The 18353-nt window shown below is 72.7% G+C and carries 16 protein-coding genes and 1 pseudogene; 8 read left to right on the top strand and 9 right to left on the bottom strand.

Going from position 1 to position 18353, the window contains the following annotated elements; all coding sequences use genetic code 11:
* Window positions 1–9 precede the first annotated feature (9 nt).
* Entirely contained in the window at window positions 10–150 is a 141-nt protein-coding gene (locus tag E4N62_RS48715) for a hypothetical protein (protein ID WP_230215392.1), read from the top strand.
* An 82-nt stretch (window positions 151–232) separates the two neighbouring features.
* Here E4N62_RS48715 and E4N62_RS17085 read toward each other — a convergent pair.
* Window positions 233–1188 (bottom strand): annotated as a pseudogene (locus E4N62_RS17085) (LAETG motif-containing sortase-dependent surface protein).
* A 515-nt stretch (window positions 1189–1703) separates the two neighbouring features.
* On the opposite strand from E4N62_RS17085, the gene E4N62_RS17090 reads away from it, so the two are divergent.
* From E4N62_RS17090 to E4N62_RS17120, 6 genes are all read left to right on the top strand, one after another.
* Window positions 1704–2690 carry an ATP-binding protein gene (locus E4N62_RS17090; protein ID WP_230215393.1) on the top strand — a complete coding sequence of 329 codons (987 nt, stop codon included), beginning with the start codon at window positions 1704–1706 and terminating at the stop codon, window positions 2688–2690.
* Between the two features lie 28 nt (window positions 2691–2718).
* A complete protein-coding gene (locus tag E4N62_RS17095; protein WP_230215394.1) occupies window positions 2719–3111 on the top strand; it encodes an SCO5389 family protein in 393 nt (130 codons plus the stop codon).
* A gap of 449 nt (window positions 3112–3560) precedes the next feature.
* Entirely contained in the window at window positions 3561–3974 is a 414-nt protein-coding gene (locus E4N62_RS17100; protein WP_230215395.1) for a PAS domain S-box protein, read from the top strand.
* A 133-nt stretch (window positions 3975–4107) separates the two neighbouring features.
* Window positions 4108–6603, top strand: coding sequence for a SpoIIE family protein phosphatase (locus E4N62_RS17110; protein WP_374117004.1), 2496 nt, complete (start codon window positions 4108–4110; stop codon window positions 6601–6603).
* Between the two features lie 684 nt (window positions 6604–7287).
* A complete protein-coding gene (locus tag E4N62_RS17115) occupies window positions 7288–9945 on the top strand; it encodes an SdrD B-like domain-containing protein (RefSeq protein WP_230215397.1) in 2658 nt (885 codons plus the stop codon).
* Window positions 9946–10115: 170 nt separating this feature from the next.
* The gene (locus E4N62_RS17120; protein ID WP_230215565.1) at window positions 10116–10880 is read left to right on the top strand and encodes a L,D-transpeptidase family protein; all 765 of its coding nucleotides are present in this window, start codon (window positions 10116–10118) and stop codon (window positions 10878–10880) included.
* A gap of 134 nt (window positions 10881–11014) precedes the next feature.
* Here E4N62_RS17120 and E4N62_RS17125 read toward each other — a convergent pair whose 3' ends face one another.
* The 4 genes from E4N62_RS17125 to E4N62_RS48720 all read right to left on the bottom strand — a co-directional run bounded on the left by E4N62_RS17125 (window position 11015) and on the right by E4N62_RS48720 (window position 13863).
* Window positions 11015–12043: a hypothetical protein gene (locus E4N62_RS17125; protein ID WP_230215399.1), complete on the bottom strand. Its 1029-nt coding sequence runs from the start codon at window positions 12041–12043 to the stop codon at window positions 11015–11017.
* 99 nt (window positions 12044–12142) lie between these two features.
* Window positions 12143–13117 carry a L,D-transpeptidase family protein gene (locus tag E4N62_RS17130; RefSeq protein WP_230215401.1) on the bottom strand — a complete coding sequence of 325 codons (975 nt, stop codon included), beginning with the start codon at window positions 13115–13117 and terminating at the stop codon, window positions 12143–12145.
* Window positions 13107–13610, bottom strand: coding sequence for a SigE family RNA polymerase sigma factor (locus tag E4N62_RS17135; protein WP_215457059.1), 504 nt, complete (start codon window positions 13608–13610; stop codon window positions 13107–13109). Before E4N62_RS17135 ends, E4N62_RS17130 begins: the two co-directional genes overlap by 11 nt.
* Before the next feature lie 106 nt (window positions 13611–13716).
* Window positions 13717–13863, bottom strand: coding sequence for a hypothetical protein (locus E4N62_RS48720; protein ID WP_230215403.1), 147 nt, complete (start codon window positions 13861–13863; stop codon window positions 13717–13719).
* Window positions 13864–13987: 124 nt separating this feature from the next.
* On the opposite strand from E4N62_RS48720, the gene E4N62_RS48725 reads away from it, so the two are divergent.
* A complete protein-coding gene (locus E4N62_RS48725) occupies window positions 13988–14296 on the top strand; it encodes an Ig-like domain-containing protein (protein ID WP_230215405.1) in 309 nt (102 codons plus the stop codon).
* Between the two features lie 144 nt (window positions 14297–14440).
* Here the strand turns inward: E4N62_RS48725 and E4N62_RS17150 are convergent, their stop codons facing one another.
* From E4N62_RS17150 to E4N62_RS17165, 4 genes are all read right to left on the bottom strand, one after another.
* On the bottom strand, window positions 14441–15784 hold the full coding sequence (locus tag E4N62_RS17150) for a helix-turn-helix transcriptional regulator (RefSeq protein ID WP_230215566.1): 1344 nt from the start codon (window positions 15782–15784) through the stop codon (window positions 14441–14443).
* A gap of 279 nt (window positions 15785–16063) precedes the next feature.
* Window positions 16064–16354, bottom strand: coding sequence for a Uma2 family endonuclease (locus E4N62_RS17155; RefSeq protein ID WP_230215568.1), 291 nt, complete (start codon window positions 16352–16354; stop codon window positions 16064–16066).
* Window positions 16282–17049, bottom strand: a complete 768-nt coding sequence (locus E4N62_RS17160; RefSeq protein ID WP_230215570.1) for an alpha/beta fold hydrolase — start codon at window positions 17047–17049, stop codon at window positions 16282–16284. Before E4N62_RS17160 ends, E4N62_RS17155 begins: the two co-directional genes overlap by 73 nt.
* 403 nt (window positions 17050–17452) lie before the next feature.
* Entirely contained in the window at window positions 17453–18223 is a 771-nt protein-coding gene (locus E4N62_RS17165; RefSeq protein ID WP_230215406.1) for a hypothetical protein, read from the bottom strand.
* Between the last annotated feature and the right edge of the window lie 130 nt (window positions 18224–18353).

The following is an 18353-nucleotide window of genomic DNA, read 5'->3' on the forward strand; positions in this document are numbered from 1 at the left end:
TTCGCCCCCGTGTCCGTGCCCGCACCGGGCGTGGGCGACTCGCTGGGGGCCGGGGCCCTACTGGACCGTTTTCGCGGGGCCGCCGCCCCGGCAGCCGACAGCGGCGCCCGGGAGGCCGAGGCCACCGGGGACTACGGCGACAAGCGCTGACACCTCACCCGGGCACACCTCTGCGGCGCCCGGCCTGAGGAGAGGCCGGACGCCGCAGAGATTCAAGCGTCTTCGCGCCGCGTCACGCGCCCGTGCCGCCCGCGCCCCTGCGGCGGGTCACGACGAAGATCGCGCCGCCCGCGGCCACCAGAGCCGCCGCGCCGACGGCGATCGGGATGGCGTTGCCGCCGCCCGTCTCGGCGAGGTCGCCGGGCTCACCGCCGTTCGGGGTGGGGGCGGCCGGGGTGGAGTCGGAGGGGAAGGGGACGACTCGGTCTTCGGGGTGTCGTCGGCGGGCGGCTTCTCGTCCGCGGGCGGGGTGGAGGCCGGGGCTGCTCCTCGGCCGGGGGTTCTCCTCGGCGGGCGGCTGCTCCTCGGCCGGGGCTGCTCCTCCGCCGGGGGGTTCTCCTCGGCCGGCGGCTGCTCCTCCGTCGTGCAGTCCTTCGTGCCGCCGTTCCAGGCCGCGATCAGCTTGTCCTTGATGACGGGGCGGTCGGGGCCCTTGGGCACGTCGCCGTGCTCGAAACCGTCCTTCGCGTCGAGCTTGCCGTCGAACTTCACGGCCCCCCGGTAGAGGTCGATCTGGGCGTAGCAGCCCGCGTCGGGGACGGCGATGTCGAGGGAGTCCGTGGTGCCGCGCTTGACCGTGACCGTGTCGAAGTCGACGAAGACCTGCTCGCCGGAGGTGGCGAAGGTCGGGCCGTGGGCGAGGTAGGACGCGAGGGAGACCGTGCAGGTCGTGGCGTCGGAGGCGGTGCGGACCTTGAGGTGGACCTTGCCGTCCTCGCTGGGCTTGAGGTTCTGGTCGTCGAGCTTGACCCAGTCGGTGAACGTCACGCCGTCCAGCGAGAACTCGCAGCGGTCGGTCTCGGTGGCCGTGCCCGCGCCCTGGCCGGGGGCGTAGCTCTTCTTGCCCCAGCCTTCTCCGCCGGGTGTGCCGGTGGCGAAGGCCGGAGCCGAGACCGCCGCGCTCAGCGCAAGAGCGGCGATGCCCGTCCCCACCAGGCGGCTCACGATGACACGTCTCACTATGGACATGCGGATCCCATTCTCGAACTCTGAACGTCGTTGCGTACGAGACCCCTGGGCGCGGCGGCAGCATGGCGGCACGAGGGCAGCCGAAGGCCGCGCCGGGGGGTGAGTGGTCGAAGAAAACACCGGGCTCAGGGGTCGCTTGAGCCACAGGGTGGGGACATCGTTTACCAAGGGGTAGGGGCTGTCAACCTCGGCAAACGCCGCCCGGGCAGGGACTTCGACGGTTCGTCAGGCACGCCCGCACCGCGCGTGGGCGCATATGGGACACAAAGGGAATCGATTCCTTCGGGAAACCATCGGGACATCACCGGGAATCCATCGAGACACCATGAGGTCCCCACACGGGACCCAAGGACCGGGGCCCACCGCAAGAGGTTCACCAACTCGCTTACGTGCACAAGCGAGTTGATCGAGGGCGGATTTGACAAGCCGACCGTCGCTCCCGAATCTACGTTCATGACATCCATTTTCATTATCGGCGTCAAGGGTGCCGCCGAGAGCGAGCGGGGTGACGGTCCATGCGTGTGGCCTTCGTAGGCAAGGGCGGCAGCGGCAAGACGACGCTCTCCGCGCTCTTCGCCCGGCACCTCGCCCGGACGGGCGCCCCGCTGGTGGCGATCGACGGTGACATCAACCAGCACCTCGCGCACGCCCTCGGCCTCGACGAGGACGCGGAGTTCGGCGCCCCGCCGCTCAGTTCGCGCACCGGCGAGATCAAGGACCTGCTGCGCGGCAGCAACCCGCGGATCGTCTCCCGGGAGGCGATGGTCAAGACGACACCGCCGGGTCGCGGCTCACGCCTGCTGCGACTCCTCGGCGACGACGACCTGCACCACCGGCATGTCGAGCGCGTGGGCGACGTGCCGCTCATGGTCACCGGCGCCTTCGACGAGAGCGACCTCGGGGTGGCCTGCTACCACTCCAAGCTCGGCGCGGTGGAGCTGTATCTCAACCACCTCGTCGACGGGCCCGGCGAGTACGTCGTCGTCGACATGACCGCCGGCGCCGACGCGTTCGCCTCCGGGCTCTTCACCCGGTTCGACATGACCTTCCTGGTCGCGGAGCCGACCCGGAAGAGCGTCTCCGTGTACCGGCAGTACCGGGAGCACGCCGCCGAGTTCGGCATCCCGATCGCGGTCGTCGGCAACAAGGTCACCGGCGAGGACGACCTGCTCTTCCTCAAGGAGCACGTGGGCGAGGACCTGTTGGCGTACTGCGTGCAGTCGTCGTACGTCCGCGCTCAGGAACAGGGGCGGGAGCAGGGCGAGTTGGAGGCGCACAACCTGCACGCGCTGACCCTGCTGAAGGACGCTGTCGACGCCCGCACGAAGGACTGGGTCACCTTCCAGCGCCACGCCGTCGAGTTCCACCTCCGCAACGCCGCCGCCTGGGCCAACGACGCCACCGGGCACGACCTGGCCGCCCAGGTGGACCCCGGGTTCCACCACGGACCGCAGGCGCAGGCCGCCGCCGGGGCCGCCACCCCCTCCGTAGTCACTTTCTAGTCTCCGTCTGATCAGAACAGGAACACCCATGTCGCTCGACGTCTCCCCGCAGCTGCTCGCCGATGCCGAGAAGGGCGAGGTGCGGGAGGAGGAGTTCGTGGAAACGGTGCGTACGTCGCTGCCGTACGCCTACGAGCTCATCGCCTCGCTCGTCGGTGAGCTGCGGGCGGGAGCCGCGCCGTTCGCCGACAACCGGACTCCGCCGCCGTCGGAGAAGGAGCGGGGCCAGCTGCTGCGGGCGCTGTCCAGCGACGCGATCCGGGGGAGCCTGGAGCGGCACTTCGGGGTGGCGCTCGCCTTCCAGAACTGCCACCGGGTGGCGGTCTTCCCGACGGAGGCACGCGGCGGCGAGACGTACACCCGCTTCACGTCGCTGCGGTCGCAGATCCTCAACCAGTCTCCGGAGTTCCGCGACTGCTGAGGCCCGAGGTGGCCCGAATCGGCCGTCGACCGCCCCCCTTCGCACGCCCCCTTCGCACGCCTCTCGCGGAGGGGGCGGTCGTTTCTGTACGGGGGAGCTCAGAGGGCGTACGGGAGCGCGATACCGGCGTACGGCTGCACCGGGGGTCGGGGGCGGGGCGGTCGTGCGGGCGACTCCGGGACGGTCGGGTGCGCGACTTCGTCCCCGTAGCGCCCGATAGTGACCGATCCCGTACGGCCGTGAACGTGCCCGGGGACTGGGAGGGTCTTGGGCGGGGTGGTCGGCTGTCCGCTCGGGGGCTCGACGGGGTCCCGTGCGGGCTTGTGTGTGCCGGTCCGTGCGCCGTGGCGTGCGGTCGTGCGATATGCGCCGTCACAAGTTGGCCTGCCTGCGATCACACAAGGTGAATAATGGGGCCTGAGGGCGTCTCAGCGACAGAGAGGGTCGCCGTGGGGACCGACAGGGGCAGTGCCGTTTCCCGTCAGCGCTTCGACGTGGCCGACGCCGCGCCGTTGCTGATCGACGCGGACGGGTTCGTGACGAGCTGGACCCGGGACGCCGAGCGCCTCTTCGGGTATACCGCGGCCGAGATCCTGGGCCGCAGCGTCCGTACGCTCCTGGCCGACGAGGACGGCGAACGCATCGGCCCGCTGGCCGAAACCCATCGCGCGCTCGGCGGCTGGTCCGGCATCCTCACGGCCCGCCACCGCGACGGCCACACCGTCAAGGTGATGGTCCGCGTCGTCCCCACCCGTGAGGCAGCACAGCCACCTGTGCCGGGTGAGGCGGAGCGCGGCGGTCCCGCGGTGAGCGGGGGTCCCGCGGTGAGCGGGGGTCCCGCGGTGAGCGGGGTCCCGCGGTGAGCGGGGCCCGCCCGGCGGAACCCGCACCCGCCCAAGCCCGCTCCGCCCCGGACCGCGGCGCCGACGGCGGCGCAGGGCGCGCCCGGACCGACGCGGCCCCACCGGGCGGGCGCCGGCTCAAGGCGCGGGCGGCGTGGTCGCCGGCGCGCGGTCCGCCGCGCGGCGGACCGTGCCGTCCTGGCCCCGATTCCCCTCCGCAGCCGCCGTCGCCGTCGTCCTCGCCCTCGCCCTCGTCCTCGCCGTCGCCGTCGTCCTCGCCGTCGCGTCGTCCTCACTCTCGCCCTCGCCGTCCGGACGTCTGCCCTTCTCACCGTCGCGGCCTCGCCGCCGCACCCGCCCCTGCCCCTGCCCCCGCACCAGCACCAGCACCAGCACCAGCACCAGCACCAGCACCAGCACCGTCCGCCCCACGCCGTCACCCCTTCCCTCCCTCCACCGACCCCTCAAGCCCGCCCACTGGGTCGCTCTCGTGTCCGATGCCACGCAGGCGCCCGGCTGGGACATGAGCCGGACCGTGCTGGAGCGGATGACCGCGTGGTCGCCGGTCGGGATAGCGATCGTCGACACGGAGCTGCGGTTCGTGTGGTCGAACGCGGCGCTGGAGCGGTTCGGCGGCGGCCGGGCGCACGAGAGGGTGGGGCTGCGGCTCGCCGAGGTGCAGCCGGGGCTCGACGCCGAGCGCATCGAGGCGCAGATGCGGAAGGTGCTGGAGTCGGGCGTCCCGGTGCTGGACTACGAGCACGTGGGCCGGGTGCGGTCCGCTCCGTACCGCGAGACCGCGCACGCGATGTCGTTCACTCGTCTGGAGGACGACCACGGCCGGCCCATCGGCGTGTACTACACGGTGGTCGACGTGTCGGAGCGGCACCGCGCCCGCACCCGGCTCGCCCTGCTGGACCGTGCCGGTGAGCACATCGGCCGCACCCTCGACGTACGGCGGACCGCGCAGGAGCTGGCGGACGTGGTCGTGCCGGCGCTCGCCGACTTCGTGACCGTCGACCTGCTGGACTCGGTGCTGCGCGGCGCCGAGCCGGGCCCCCTCGGCGACGGTTCCGTGCTGCTGCGGCGGATCGCCCAGCAGTCCGTGCACGACGGGGTGCCGGAGGCCGTCCTGGAGATCGGCGCGGTCGCCTCCTACGCCGCCGGATCGCCCCCGGTGCGGGCCCTGGTCGACGGCCGTTCGTGGTCCGAGCCGCGGTTGGACCCCTTGTCGGCGGAGTGGGCGAGGGCGGATCCGGAGGGCCGGGCGGTGCCCGTAAAGGCGCTCGGCCTGCACAGTGCGATGATCGTCCCGGTGCGGGCGCGTGGCATCACGCTCGGCATCACCACGTTCTTCCGGCGCGACCGGCTGGACCCCTTCGACGCCGTCGACCTGGGCCTCGCCGAGGAACTGGTCGGCCGGGCCGCCGTCTGCGTCGACAACGCACGCCGGTACACGCGCGAGCGCGACGCCGCCCTCGTGCTCCAGCGCAGTCTGCTGCCGCGCCGACTGCCCGAGCAGGACGCGGCCGAGGTCGCCGTCCGCTACCGGCCCGCCGACGAGCTGACCGGCCTCGGCGGCGACTGGTACGACGTCATCCCGCTCTCCGGCGCGCGGGTCGCCCTGGTCGTCGGTGAGGTCGCGGGCCACGGCATCGACGGCGCCGCCGCCATGGGCCGCCTCCGTACGGCCGTACGCACCCTCGCCGACCTCGACCTGCCGCCGGACGAGGTGCTCGCCCATCTCGACGACATGGTGGCGAAGTCGGCGCGGCAGGAAGGGGCCGAGCCGGGCGGGGGCAGCGGTCAGACGGTCGGCGCGCGCTGTCTGTACGTCGTCCACGACCCGGTGTCCGGCAGGTGCGCCATGGCCGCCGCCGGGCCGTTCGCCCCGGCCCTGGTCGACCCCGACGGCACGGTCACCTTCCCCGAGCTTCCCGACGGGCCCGCGCTCGGCGTCGACCAGCAGCCCTTCGAGGCGCTGGAGCTGGACCTTCCCGAGGGCACGGTCATCGCCCTGCACACCGACGGGTTGCTCGCCGGGGCCTCCCGGGAGGCGCTGTGCCGCGCCCTGGCCCGGCCGGAATCCTCCCTCGAGCGACACGCCCAGCGCGTTCTGGACACTCTGGCCCCGGCCCGCCCGACCGACGACGTCGCCCTCCTCTTGGCCCGCACCCGGCGGCTGCCCGCGCACCGGGTGGCGTCGTGGGAGCTGCCTGCCGACCCGGCGCTGGTCGCGGAGGCCCGCAAGACCACCTCGCGGCAGCTCGGGACGTGGGGGCTGGACGAGCTGGCGTTCACCACCGAGCTGATCGTCAGCGAGCTGGTCACCAACGCGATCCGGCACGCCGCCGGGCCCATCCGGTTGCGGCTCGTCCTCGAACGCACGCTGACCTGCGAGGTGTTCGACGGCGGCGCCACCGCGCCCCACCTACGCCACCCGCGCACCACCGACGAGGGCGGCCGCGGCCTGTTCCTCATCTCCCAGTTCACCCAACGCTGGGGTACCCGCTTCCTCCCCGAGGGCAAGGTCATCTGGGCGGAACAGCCCCTGCCGAACCTGCCACCCGACGCCCTGACGGCAGGGGACCCGACAGCCACAGAGCCAACGGTCACGGAGCCGACGACGGTCACGGAACCGGCCGGGTAATAGCCGGCGGAGAAACGATCGGAGGCGCATCCGTCCCTGTCCCCCTGGCGGGAGAGAGCCGACCGGGTCGCTGCCGACCGCAGACCGACCGGCGGTGGAGCCATCGAGGGCCCACCCCTCGGCCGTCCACCGGTGGGGCGCCCGTATCTCCGCAGCGGACCCGGACCCACACACAGCAGGAGAGTCGACAGCGACCGGCGCGCGGGCGGGCCGGCCGTCGCCACGCAGGCAGGGCGGTGCGCGGCGGCTGCGCCGCGGCGGGAGAGCCGACGACCGGGGCGGCAGGCAGGACGGCGGCAGGCAGCAGCGGGCCGCAGCAGCCGAGCGGTCGGCCACCGGAACATCAGCGACGGTCCCCCCACAGACAGAGCGGCACCAGTCGTCCAGCGGCAGCGGCAGCGTCTAGCGGTAATTCGGTGAGTACGCCATGTGAGGCCCCCTCGGGTGTGCTGTTCGGGTGAAAGCCTTGGGCGGCGGCGGTCGCACGGGCTGTCCGGGGACACCTCCCTCGCCCCTCCCTCTCCCCGAATCTCCACATGTCCGGCATCGCGACCGACGACCCCACCCCCTCCATGCCCCGTTCAGCCTGATTAGTGGCGGTTGGCACTTCATATGAATGCAGGCGTCGGCTTCGGGCACCGGGCTCCGTCGACTCGGCAGGACTTCAGGGAGAAGAGGGACGTCGTGAAGCGAAGAACACCGGGGGGTGTGGGTCTGGCCCTGGCCGTCACGGCGGCGCTGGTGGTCGGACTGGCCGGTGAGGCGGTCCCCGCCGCCCCCGGCACCAGTGGCACCGCGGACGGCAGGGCGCCCGGCGACGGCAACGTGACCGTACGGGTCGTCGACGAGTTGGACGCCGACGGGAAGTACGACCACGGTCCGGAGAAGGGCCGGGCCGGTGTGCGGGTCACGCTCACCGACGACCACGGCACCGTGGAGACCCGCACCACCAACGCGTACGGCATCGCCTGGTTCCAGCCGTCGGCCACCCCGCTGCGCGGCGGCAAGTATCGCGTCCAGGCCTACAACCCCGACTCCCGCACCCTCCAGCCGGCGATCGCGGGCCTCGGCGACGGACCGGGCGTCATGCGCAGCAACGTCGGTTTCGTGGATGTCTCCGGGGGCCGGCACACGACGTACACGACCGGCTTCTGGGAGCCGGGGGTCTACTGCCAGGAGAACCCGGACCTGGTGACCTGCAACCTGACGAAGGGCGACGCCCCCGACACCCACACAGGCCTGGTGCGGTTCGCGGGGAACTTCTCCGACACCCACCCCGGTGGCACGGTCACCCGGCTCACCAACAACCAGCAGCAGGGCGCCGTGTTCGGCATCGGCAACGACCGGACCGGCAACACGTACATGGGCACGCTGGTCAAGCGGCACGCCGCGTACGGACCGGCGGGCGCGACCAACACGATCTACCGCCGCAACAGCGCCTCCGGGGTGAGCACCTTCGTCACCCTGCCGGGCCTGCTGACCGAGCACGACGAGGCCGACGACTGGCTGCGCGACAACCCGGTCTACAGCAGGGTCGGCCGCGAGGGCATCGGCGACGTCGACGTCTCCGGTGACGGCCGGACCCTCTACGCGGTCAGCCTCAACGACTCCCGGCTGTACGCGGTGCCGATCCGCGGCACCGGCGACGGGGTCTACCCGGGCACCTACCGCTCGCACGTCATCCCCCGGCCCAAGGAGTGTGCCGGCCACTGGCACCCGTACGGCATCGGCGTGCGCGGCGGCCGGGTGCTCGTCGGCGGGGTCTGCGGCGCGGAGAACACGGTCACCAGGACCGCCCCGTGGGGCGACCCCTCCCAGGTCACCTCGCACGTCTACGAGTTCACCCGGGGTTCGTTCCGCGAGCTGTTCCGAACGGCGATGAACTACCCGCGCGGCTGCGCGTACCGCTTCACCGGTACGCCCGCGACCGCCCCCCGCTGCTCGAAGCCCTCCGGCGTCGGCACCCCGCTGAGCGCCATGTGGGAGGCGTGGAACCAGCGCGTCCCCACCCCCGGCCGCCTCTCCTTCGTCTCCGCGCCGCAGCCGATCCTGTCCGACATCGAGATCGCGGACGACGGCGACCTGATCCTCGGCTTCCGCGACCGGTTCGCCGACATGCAGGGCACGGCGACGTACCCCTTCAACGCCCCCCGGGTCAGCGCCAAGGTCAGGGCCGTCGCCGCCGGTGACGTGCTGCGGGTGTGCGCGACCGGTACGACGTACACGCTGGAGAACAACGCCCGCTGCGACGCGCTCCACGGCGCGCTCCCCAACAACGACGAGGGGCCGGGCCACGGCGAGTTCTACGCCGACTCGACCATGCTCGCGGACACCCACGAGGACCAGGTCACCCAGGGCGGCACGGCCCTCCTGCCGTACCGGAACAAGCTGTGGAGCACGGTCCACTCCCCGTTCGACGAGCACCCCTGGGAGCAGGGCGTACGCCGCTGGAACGCCACCAGGGGCAAGACCGAGGGCAACCTGCTGGTGCAGCGGACCTGGAGCGCCGACGCCGCGCAGCGCGCCATGCTGTTCGGCGAGGGCAACGGCCTCGCCGACCTGGAGCTGATCTGCGACCGGGCACCCGTCCAGGTCGGCAACCGCGTCTGGTTCGACACCGACGGCGACGGCGTCCAGGACCCGTCCGAGCCGCCGGTGAAGGGCGTGAAGGTGACGCTCCGCCCGACGTCGTCACCCGGCCCCGACCTCGTCACGCGCACCGACGCGAACGGCGAGTACTACGTCGGCAGCCTGGACCGGGGCGGGCTGCGGCCGAACACCACCTACCGGGTCTCCTTCGACCACAGCGGCGTCGACACCAGCACGCTGCCGGGGCGGCCGAGCCGCGCCTTGCTCAAGTGGACGGTCAAGGGCGCCGGTTCGAACCGTGCGATCGACTCCGACGTCGACCCCTTCGGCCGGACCACGGTGCGCGTCGGCGACCCCGGCCATGTGAACCACACGGTCGACGCCGGGATCACACAGTCGGTGCGGCTGACGCTCCTGAAGCTCGACAAGAAGAGCGGCAAGCCGCTGCCCGGTGCGGTGTTCGAGCTGTGGCAGGACACCAACGGGGTCCGCGGCCTGCAGCGCAGCGGCCCGAAGAAGGACCGGTTCGTCAACGACTGCGCCACCGCCCGCACCGGCCGCTGCTCCTTCGGCTCGCTGCTGCCCGGCACGTACCACCTGGTGGAGACGGACGTCCCCGAGGGCTACCTCAAGCCGAGGCGACCGGTCACCGGGCCGTACGTCCTCACCCCGCGGAACGCCTCCCAGGGGCAGGGGCTGTTGGTGAAGCTGTCCAACGCGCGGGGCGAGGCCTGCAAGGGCAAGAAGTGCTGACGCCGGTGCCCGTTCGGCCCAGCAGGACGTCTCCGGGGCGCACCGGATGCCGTATCTCTGGGAGGGGGTTCGGCGAGTGAGCGAGTGAGCGAGTACCGGAGGCCGCGTTGACCAGACGAAGGACACGGAAGGCCCGCAGGACGCAGAAGAGCCGGATACGCCGGACACGTGTGGTCGCGGTGCTGTCGTCCGCCCTGGTGGGCTGGACGGCGGCACCCGCCGCCCCGTCGGCACCCGCCGCCCCGTCGGCGCCCGCGGCCGCGTCGACACCCGCCGCCGAGGCGGTGCCCGCGCCGGAGTGCACGGCGCGGACCGGGCCCTACCAGTGGGACCTGGAACGTCACCTCAGGCTCCCGGCGGACGGCCGGCAGTCCACCGCCGACTGCGTGGCGATCCGTGCCTTCCAGCAGCGCACGGGCGTGAAGCCGGCCGACGGCTACGCCGGCCTCGCCACCTACCGCACGATGCTGGTGGTGCAGGCCCGCGCCAACCCCAACGCGGCCGGGAAGTGTCCGGTGCGCACGTACCAGGTGACGTGCGTGGACCTCGACCGGCAGCTGGTGTGGGTGCAGCAGGGGAAGCAGGTGATCTACGCGCCGGTGCCCGCGCGCACCGGCAAGGACGGCGAGGAGACCCGCACCGGCTGGCACACGGTCTACTGGAAGCACCGCGACCACTTCTCCGACCTGTACGACAACGCCCCGATGCCGTTCGCCCAGTTCTTCAACGACGGGCAGGCCTTCCACGGCGTCCTCGACGACCTCTTCCGGGGCGGCTCCCACGGCTGCGTGAACCTCCGCTACGCCGACGCCGAACGCCTGTGGCGCATCATGCACGAGGACGACGCCGTCTACATCTGGGGCGCCAAGCCGGGCACCTGGCGCTCACTGGGCCCGCCGTCCGAGGCGTCCGCACCCGAACCCGCACAGGGCTGAGCCCGCGCGGCACCCCCGGCCGGGATCAGCCGTGGACGACCGAGGCGTGGCCTTCCAGGTGACGTCGGCGCGTGCGATGCCCTCGGCCCGGTCGCGGTCGCCCTCAAGCTGCCGGAACAGGGACGCGTACGTGCCTACGGGGAGGCGGCGAGGGCTTCGGTGCGGGCGGTGGACCGGCCCCGGGCCTCGTCCGAGGAGCCCTGTTCGGCGTCCGTGGACTGCTCGTCGGACGCGCCCTCCTCGGCGGAGTTCTCGTCGGACGGTGACGGCGCCTTCGTGTTCTTCTCCCGCTGCTCGGTGTCCTTCTCCGGCTTCGGGTCCTTCTTGCCCTTCTTCTCTGCCTTCTTCTCGTCCTTCTTCGCCGCCTGTTCCTTCAGGAGGCTCTGGAGGCGTTTGATGCCGGCCTGCGCCGCCTCGGTGGTGGCGGTGTCGTCGATGCCGTAGAGGCCGCCGTGGGTGAGCAGGGCTGCGGTGTCGCCGACGCGTACGGTCGCGAGGTCGAGGGTGAGCGCGGTCTCCTCGCCCTCCAGGTCACCGCTGACGATCAGCCGCATGCCCTGGCGGGCGTCACCGAGGTCGCCCGGCAGGTCGACGGGGGTGACCTCGGCGCCGTACTCCCGGTCCTGGACACCGGTGATGGTGAACTCCTGGCAGCTGCCGACGAGTTGGCCCAGGCGGCGGAGGCGGGCGTCGACGTCGGCTTTGTCGTACGCGCCGACCTGGTAGCGCAGTTGGGCGCCGTACTCGTAGTCGTCGAAGCCGGTGACGGCCGTGCCGCCCTTGGGCTCGCCGAGGACGTCCTCGGCGTAGACCGCGTCGAGGAGTGCCTGGCACTCGGGGCGGTCGGTGCGGCCCTTGAGGAGGCCGTCCCGCCAGGTCGCCGCGCCCTGGGTGCCGGACCAGGTGCCACCGAGATCGTCCTGGCGCAGCAGGGCGCTGCGGGCCCGTGCGTCGGTGAGAGCGGGGCCGCCGGGGCGGTGGGCGAGGCGGAGGTGCTGGTCTCCTCTACGGAGGCGGCCTCGGGGAAGCCGCGGGGGTACCCGGGGTCGTCCACGACACAGGCCGTCGTCCCAGCGAGCATCCCGAGGGCCATGACCCGGGCGAGAACACGGAACGGACGACGCATGGCGGAGCCTCCCGAGAGCACGACGTTGCCGTTCCACGCCAACACCGCTCGAGCCCGCCCACCAGCGCTCGCGGCCGTACGGGTGAGGTGGTCCCCCGGACAGCGGCAGGGGCCCCTCAGGTACGGGGCCGCCCGGTCACCCGAGAGACGTGAACGTGGGAGAGGCGGAGGGAGTGAGAGCCGTCGAGGGCGGGGGCGAGGTCGTGCCCCGGATCTCCACGATCGCGCCCTCGGTGAGGCGGCCGTACAGCCAGCGGGCGTCCGTAATGCGCAGGCCGATCCAGCCGGAGGTGGTGTCCTGGTTGCCGGGGGCCTTCTCGTCGGCGGGGAGGGCGGCGATCCAGAGCGCGCCGGTGGCCGGGCCCTGTGTGGGAGCGTCGCTCGTCCGCTTCTCGGCGCCGGTTCCGCCGACGGGTTCGCTCGGGTCGCTCGGGTCGGTCGGTTCGGTCGGGTCTGCCGTGGCGGCCTCGTCGGTCGCGTCGGTCCCAGCGGCTCTGTCTGTCCCGTCAGTCCCGTCCGTCCCGTCCGTCCCGGGGGTCACTTCGGTCCCGGGGGTCACGTCGGTCACGTCGGGTGTGACTTCGGCGGCGGGCCCATCGGTCGTCTCACCGCCGTTCGACTCGCCCGTGGCACCCGTCGCCACCGGGGACAGTTCCAGGACCCACGCCAGCTTCTCGCCGGACTCGTCGCCGGGGCCGGGCGTGGAGTAGCTCACGGCCTTGATGTCGGCCTTGGCGGTGACGGTCATCAGGCCGGTCGGGGTCGGTGTCGCCGGCCTGCCCGCCGAGATGGGCAGTTCGCGGCCGTCGACGGTGATGACGCGGCGGGAGAGGTCCACCGTGGCGTCGGCCACCTCGGCCACCTCGGCCGTCGCGCTCGGCGGGATGCTCGCGGTGGTCGACGGGCGCTGCTCGGTGCCGTGCGAGACGGCGTTCAGGGTGAGGACTGCGGCCAGGCCCGCCGCCGCACAGCCGCCCGCGACCGCTGCGGTCGTACGGCGCCGTCGACGACGGCGTCCGGCGGTGGCGCGTACCTCTACGCCGGACCCCGGCGGCAGGCGCTCGGCGGACTCGGCCAACTCGCGCAGTCGGACGGTGAGTTCATCGGACACGGCCGTCCTCCTTCGCACCCTCGCCGGGGGCCAGTTCGCGTGCCAGCGCCGCCCGGCCACGGGACAGCCGGGCCTTGACCGTGCCCACGGGGGCGCCGGTCTCGGAGGCTACCTCCTCGACACTCAAGTCGCACAGATGGTGCAGAACCACTGCCATCCGCTGGGCCTCCGGAATCCTGCGCAACGCCTCGACCAGCACCGCCCGCTCGGGATCGGGGCCCGGCGCGTGCTCCGGGGGCGGCTCGCGGCGCACCAGTTCCAGCCAGCGGCGCGCCCGGCGCCACCGGCTCACCGCGAGCCGCATCGCCACGGTCCTGATCCACGCCTCGGGCGCCCCCTCGGCGAGGAAGTCCCGCCGTCGGTCCCAGGCCCGTACGAAGGCCTCCTGGACCACGTCCTGCGCCTCGCCGTGGTCCCCGGTGAAGGCGTAGAGCTGGCCGGTCAGTCGGGGGAACGCGGTGGCGTAGAACGCGTCGAACTCTTCCTCGGTCATGCCCCCGCCGTTGTCCGAAGTCCCGTGCATCGCCATGCAACCCGGTCGCCCCCGTCGTGCGTACAAGTCTCGAACGTACGCCGCAGCCCATCGAAGCACATCGCCGTCAGCGACTGGGGGAGACCATGACCACGGGGAGCAGGGCCAGGGGGAGCCGGGCCAGGGGGAGCCGGGACGTCGGGACGGGACCGCGCCGGCGTCCGGTGCGCGTGATCGTCACGACGGCCGCGTGCGCGGTCGCGTGCGTGGTCACGCTCACGGGTTGTGCGGGGAGCGGGGAGGGAGTGCGGGTCGAGGGGCCGAGCGAGATACCCAGAGCCCTTGCCCGGGCGGACGCGGAGGTTCGCGCCACCCCGCCGGCCTTCGACGGTGTGCGGGTGAACATCGCGGAGGGGCAGACCCTGGGCGTCGGCATACCGATAGCGGTCACCTTCGCCCGCTCGGTCCCGTCGTCCGAACGCGCCTCCGTGGAGCGCCAGTTGAAGGTCACCGCCTTGGGCGACGGCGCCGAGGGCTCCTGGGACTGGGTCGAGGACCCGGCTCTCGCCGACGGGCAGCGCGTCGACTTCCGTCCGCGCGCCTCCTGGCGGCCCGGCACCAAGGTCACCGTCGAGGTCGGCGCGGCCCTCACCCGGCACTTCACCGTCGGCCGCTCGCAGATCGCCGCGAGCGCGCCCGGCCGCTGAGCGAGGCCGGAGAAAAGTGTTCCGCCGGTGTCATCGCCACCCGCCGCACCGACCCGGCGTCCATGACCGGGGCCAGGCCCCTTGTACGTGCCGTCGCCAGCGCCGTCGCTGTCGCTGTCGCTGTCGCTGTCTGGACCGGAATCGTCAAAGAGGCGGCTGTGCGGGCGCGGGGCCGAGTGTCGTGGTACCGGGGGCCGTGCGGTGGCCGAGGCCCGTGCGGTAGGCGTCGAGGGCGGCCTCCACGCGGCCGGTGCGGCGGTACAGGTCTCCCAGCAGTCGGCACAGGTCGGCCAGGTCACCGGCGGCACCGGCCCGCTCCAGCAGGCTCAGCGCCCGTACGTAGTGCTCCTCGGCGGCGTCCGCCTCCCGCCCGTCCTCGGCGATGATGCCGAGGAGACGGTGCGCGGCGGCGGAGTGCAGGGCGCCGCGCTCGGAGCTGAGGTCGCTGAGAACCTCATGGAGCAGTTCCGACGCCTCCTCGGACTTGCCCCGGCGGTGCAGGACGTCGGCGAGTTCGACGGCGACCTGGCTGGTGTAGAGCGCGGCGCGCTTGGCGGAGAGCATCCGGCGGGCCTCGCGCAGTTCCTCCTCGGCTCGGACGTAGTCGCCGTTCTGCGCGTGGAGGTATCCGCGCATCCAGTGGCAGTTGGCCAGCTCGGTGCGGATCTGGAGCTGCCGGTAGAGCTCGGAGGCCTTGGCGAGGGAGGCGTCGGCCTCGGCGATCCGCCCTTCGGCGATCATCGTCCGGGCGACCGAGCGGTGCATACGGGCGACGAGTGCCGGGTCGCCGGACCGCGGGGCGAGCGCGAGGGCCAGCTCGGCGGCCTGGGCCGCGCGGGCGTGGGCGCCCATGTCCATGTAGGGGGCGATGACGCCGGTGTAGAGGAGGAGCAGGGCGTCGGGGTCGTGCATGCCGTTGCGGTTCAGCTCGTCGAGCGTGGACTCGTACAGGTAGCAGGCGTAGCGCAGTTCACCGGCGAGGTAGTGGGCGGTCGCGCGGCCGCGCAGGGCGGGGACCCGGGCCGGCAGCGGGGCGTCGCCGAGCCGCTGCTCGACCTGCTCGAACCGCAGCTGGGCGGTCTCCAGGTCACCGGTCTCCAGGGCGCATTCACCGAGGCCGAGCAGCGCGTCGGCCTGCTCGGTGACCAGGCCGTACTCCTCCGCCTCGGCGAGGACGGCCGTGAAACCCTCGGCGGCGGCCTCCCCGGCACCGCTGGCGAGCGTGCGCTGGGCGCCGGTCAGCCGGAGCCGCAGCTCGGTGGCGAAGCCCGCGGGACGGCCGGTGGCCAGTTCGTCGTAGCCGACGCCGAGCCGTTCGGCGATATGCCGCAGCGCGGGTTCCGAGGCGCGTACCCGGCCGGCCTCCAGGGTCGAGATGTATGCCGGGGTGTATGCCGGTTCCGCCAACTGCCGCTGTGTGAGGCCGCGTTCCGTCCGCAGTTGTTGCACTCTGCGCCCGATGACCTCGGGGTCGTCACGCTCGGCCATACCTGCCATGACGTAAGCATGCCAGTAACTCCGCTTACATCGGCCGCTTCACCCAACTCCCCAACAGCCTCTTGCCGTCGGTAGGCCAAAGCCTTACGTTAAGCGACGCGTTAAGCGTGCTTAACCCACCCGGTCAGCCGCAGGGAGGTCGCCGTGATCCGAGACCTGCTCACCCGCCATGCCCGCCCCGCCGCGGCCGCGCTGCTCGCGATCACCGCCCTGATGACAGCGGCCAACGCGCTCCCCCGCTGACAGGGCGCGCATCACTTTTCCGTCGGCTCAGAACTCGGCGGTGTCCAGGTCGAAGCCGAGGGGACCGGGCAGGGGGACGACCAGGCCCAGCTTGCACTTCACCGCCTTCGCGTACCTGTCCGCAGAGGGCTCCGAGAACACCGTGACCTCGGCTTCCTCACGGTCGATGAGGAGGTAGACGGGGATACCGGCGCGGGCGTGACCAAGGATCTTCGTCTCGCGATCACGGTCCTGCGGCGGGCTCGTCAGTCGGTCAGGGCCGTTGCCGTCGCCCGGACGAACGCCTCCGGGTTGTCGAGCATCACGTTGTGGCCGCAGTCCGGGACCGGGACGACGGTCACGCCCGACTCGGTGAGCGCGTCGGCGCCGGGGAGGGGGCCGTCCGCCTCGGGGTGGAGGTAGGTGCGGGGGATCTTCAGGTCGAGCAGGAGCTCGCGCATCGTGGGGCGGGTGCCCCGGGCCAGCCGCGCGGCGCTGCGGTAGAGGGCCTCGGGGCCGACCAACCGCATGGTCGCCCACCACTGGGCCCCGGCCAGTTCGGCGAACTCCTCGCGTCCGCCCGCGAGGAACTCCTCCTCGGAGTACGCCGCGATGCCGTTGCTCCCGACCACGCCGTACGTGGGGGTCAGCGGATCGAGGTTGGAGTCGATCATCACCAACTTCCGCACCAGCGCCGGGTGTCGGGACGCCAGCACGATCCCCACCGAGCCGCCCATGCTGTGCGCGACCAGCTCGGCGCCGGTGACGCCCGCCGCCGTCAGCGCGCGAGCGAGCGCGTCCGCGTGGTCCTCCAGGCCGTAGTCGAAGTCCGTCGGGCGGTCGCTGACGCCGTGCCCGAGCAGGTCGACCAGCAGCGAGCGCCGACCCGCGAGGAGAGGGTGGACCGCGACCTCCGTGAAGTACGCGGACGACGTGGCCCCGAGCCCGTGCACATACACGCGAGCGGGTCCCTCCCCCGGCAGCTCGACCCACCGGATCCGGTCCCCGGCGTCCGTGACCACGGCCTCACGCATGTCTCTCCCCCGTCGCTCCGGCCGCCGCCATGGACGGACCGGTTCGGTTCGGTCCTCGTCGTACTCGACATGGACGTCGGTCAACGCGAACACGTCGTCCTCCTCGTCCTCGTCGTCATCATCGCCGGTGCCGTCGGCTGCCGGGTCACCCGGGCGGCGCACCTTCGGCGCCCGGTACGCGTAGCCGTCCTGATCGGCCTCCTCCCAGGTGAACACGACGGACTCACCGGGCTCCAGCGACGCGAACGCCCCCGGTTCCGGGGTGGACACGGCCGAGAAGTGCGCCCAGACCTCACCCGGCACGCACAGGTGCCCGCGCCCCTTGAGGGGCGCGGGCACCTGTGCGTACGGCGGCGCACCGGCGGTCACATGCCGCTCACCTGCCGGCGGCCACAGGCACCGCTCACCTGTCGGCGGTGGCCGGCTCGCCCTCGCGGCTCGCCGGGACGCTCTCGCGGGCCGCCCGGTACGCCGCCACACTGCCCCGCGCCTGCACGGTCTCCCGCTCCACCGTCGTCAGCATCCGCTCCCAGCGCTGCCGCATCGGCCCGATCAGGCCGCCGCCGACACCGACGACGAGGATGCCGGCGACCGTGCCGAGCGCGGCGTAGAGGACCGGCCGGGTGACGTCCTGGGCGATGCCGGCCTGGCCGAGCGCCGCGATGACGCCGAGGCCGACGACGCAGGCCCAGACGGCGGTCGCGAGGGCGCGGCCGTAGGAGAGGGAGGCGAGCGCGCCCCCGACGATCCCGCGCACCGCGCCGGCGACGGCCATCGCGACGACCACGAGGACCACGGCGACGACCGCACGCGGCAGCCAGCCCACGATGTCGTCGATCAGCGCGCTCACCGGGTTGGGGCCGAAGACACCCAGCGCGAACTGCAGGGTCATCAGCATCAGCGCGTAGTACACGATCCGGCGGAGGATGCCGGTCAGGTCGTAGGAGGAGTCCCGCAGCAGCCGTGACGTTCCGGCACGTTCGGAGAGGCGCTCGGAGCCGACCTTGCGCAGGAGGCGGTCGACGGCGCGGGAGACCAGTTTCGCGACGAACCAGCCGACGACCAGGATGACGAGGAAGGCGACGAGTTGCGGTACGAACTGCGCGACCTTGGACCAGGCGTCGTTCAAGCCCCGGGCGAAGTCGACGGACAGGTCGACGGACAGGCTGACCATGGGTGGTTCTTCCCTTCGCGGGTACGTCGGATACGTCCCCTCCCCTTGTGGATAGCAGTGGGCCGACCGGGTGACGGCGCACCTCAGGGCCGTTCGGGTGACCGCGCGCGGGGTGCGCGGAGGGCGCGTG

Source organism: Streptomyces sp. MNU76, from assembly GCF_020982545.1.
Taxonomy (GTDB): Bacteria; Actinomycetota; Actinomycetes; order Streptomycetales; family Streptomycetaceae; genus Streptomyces.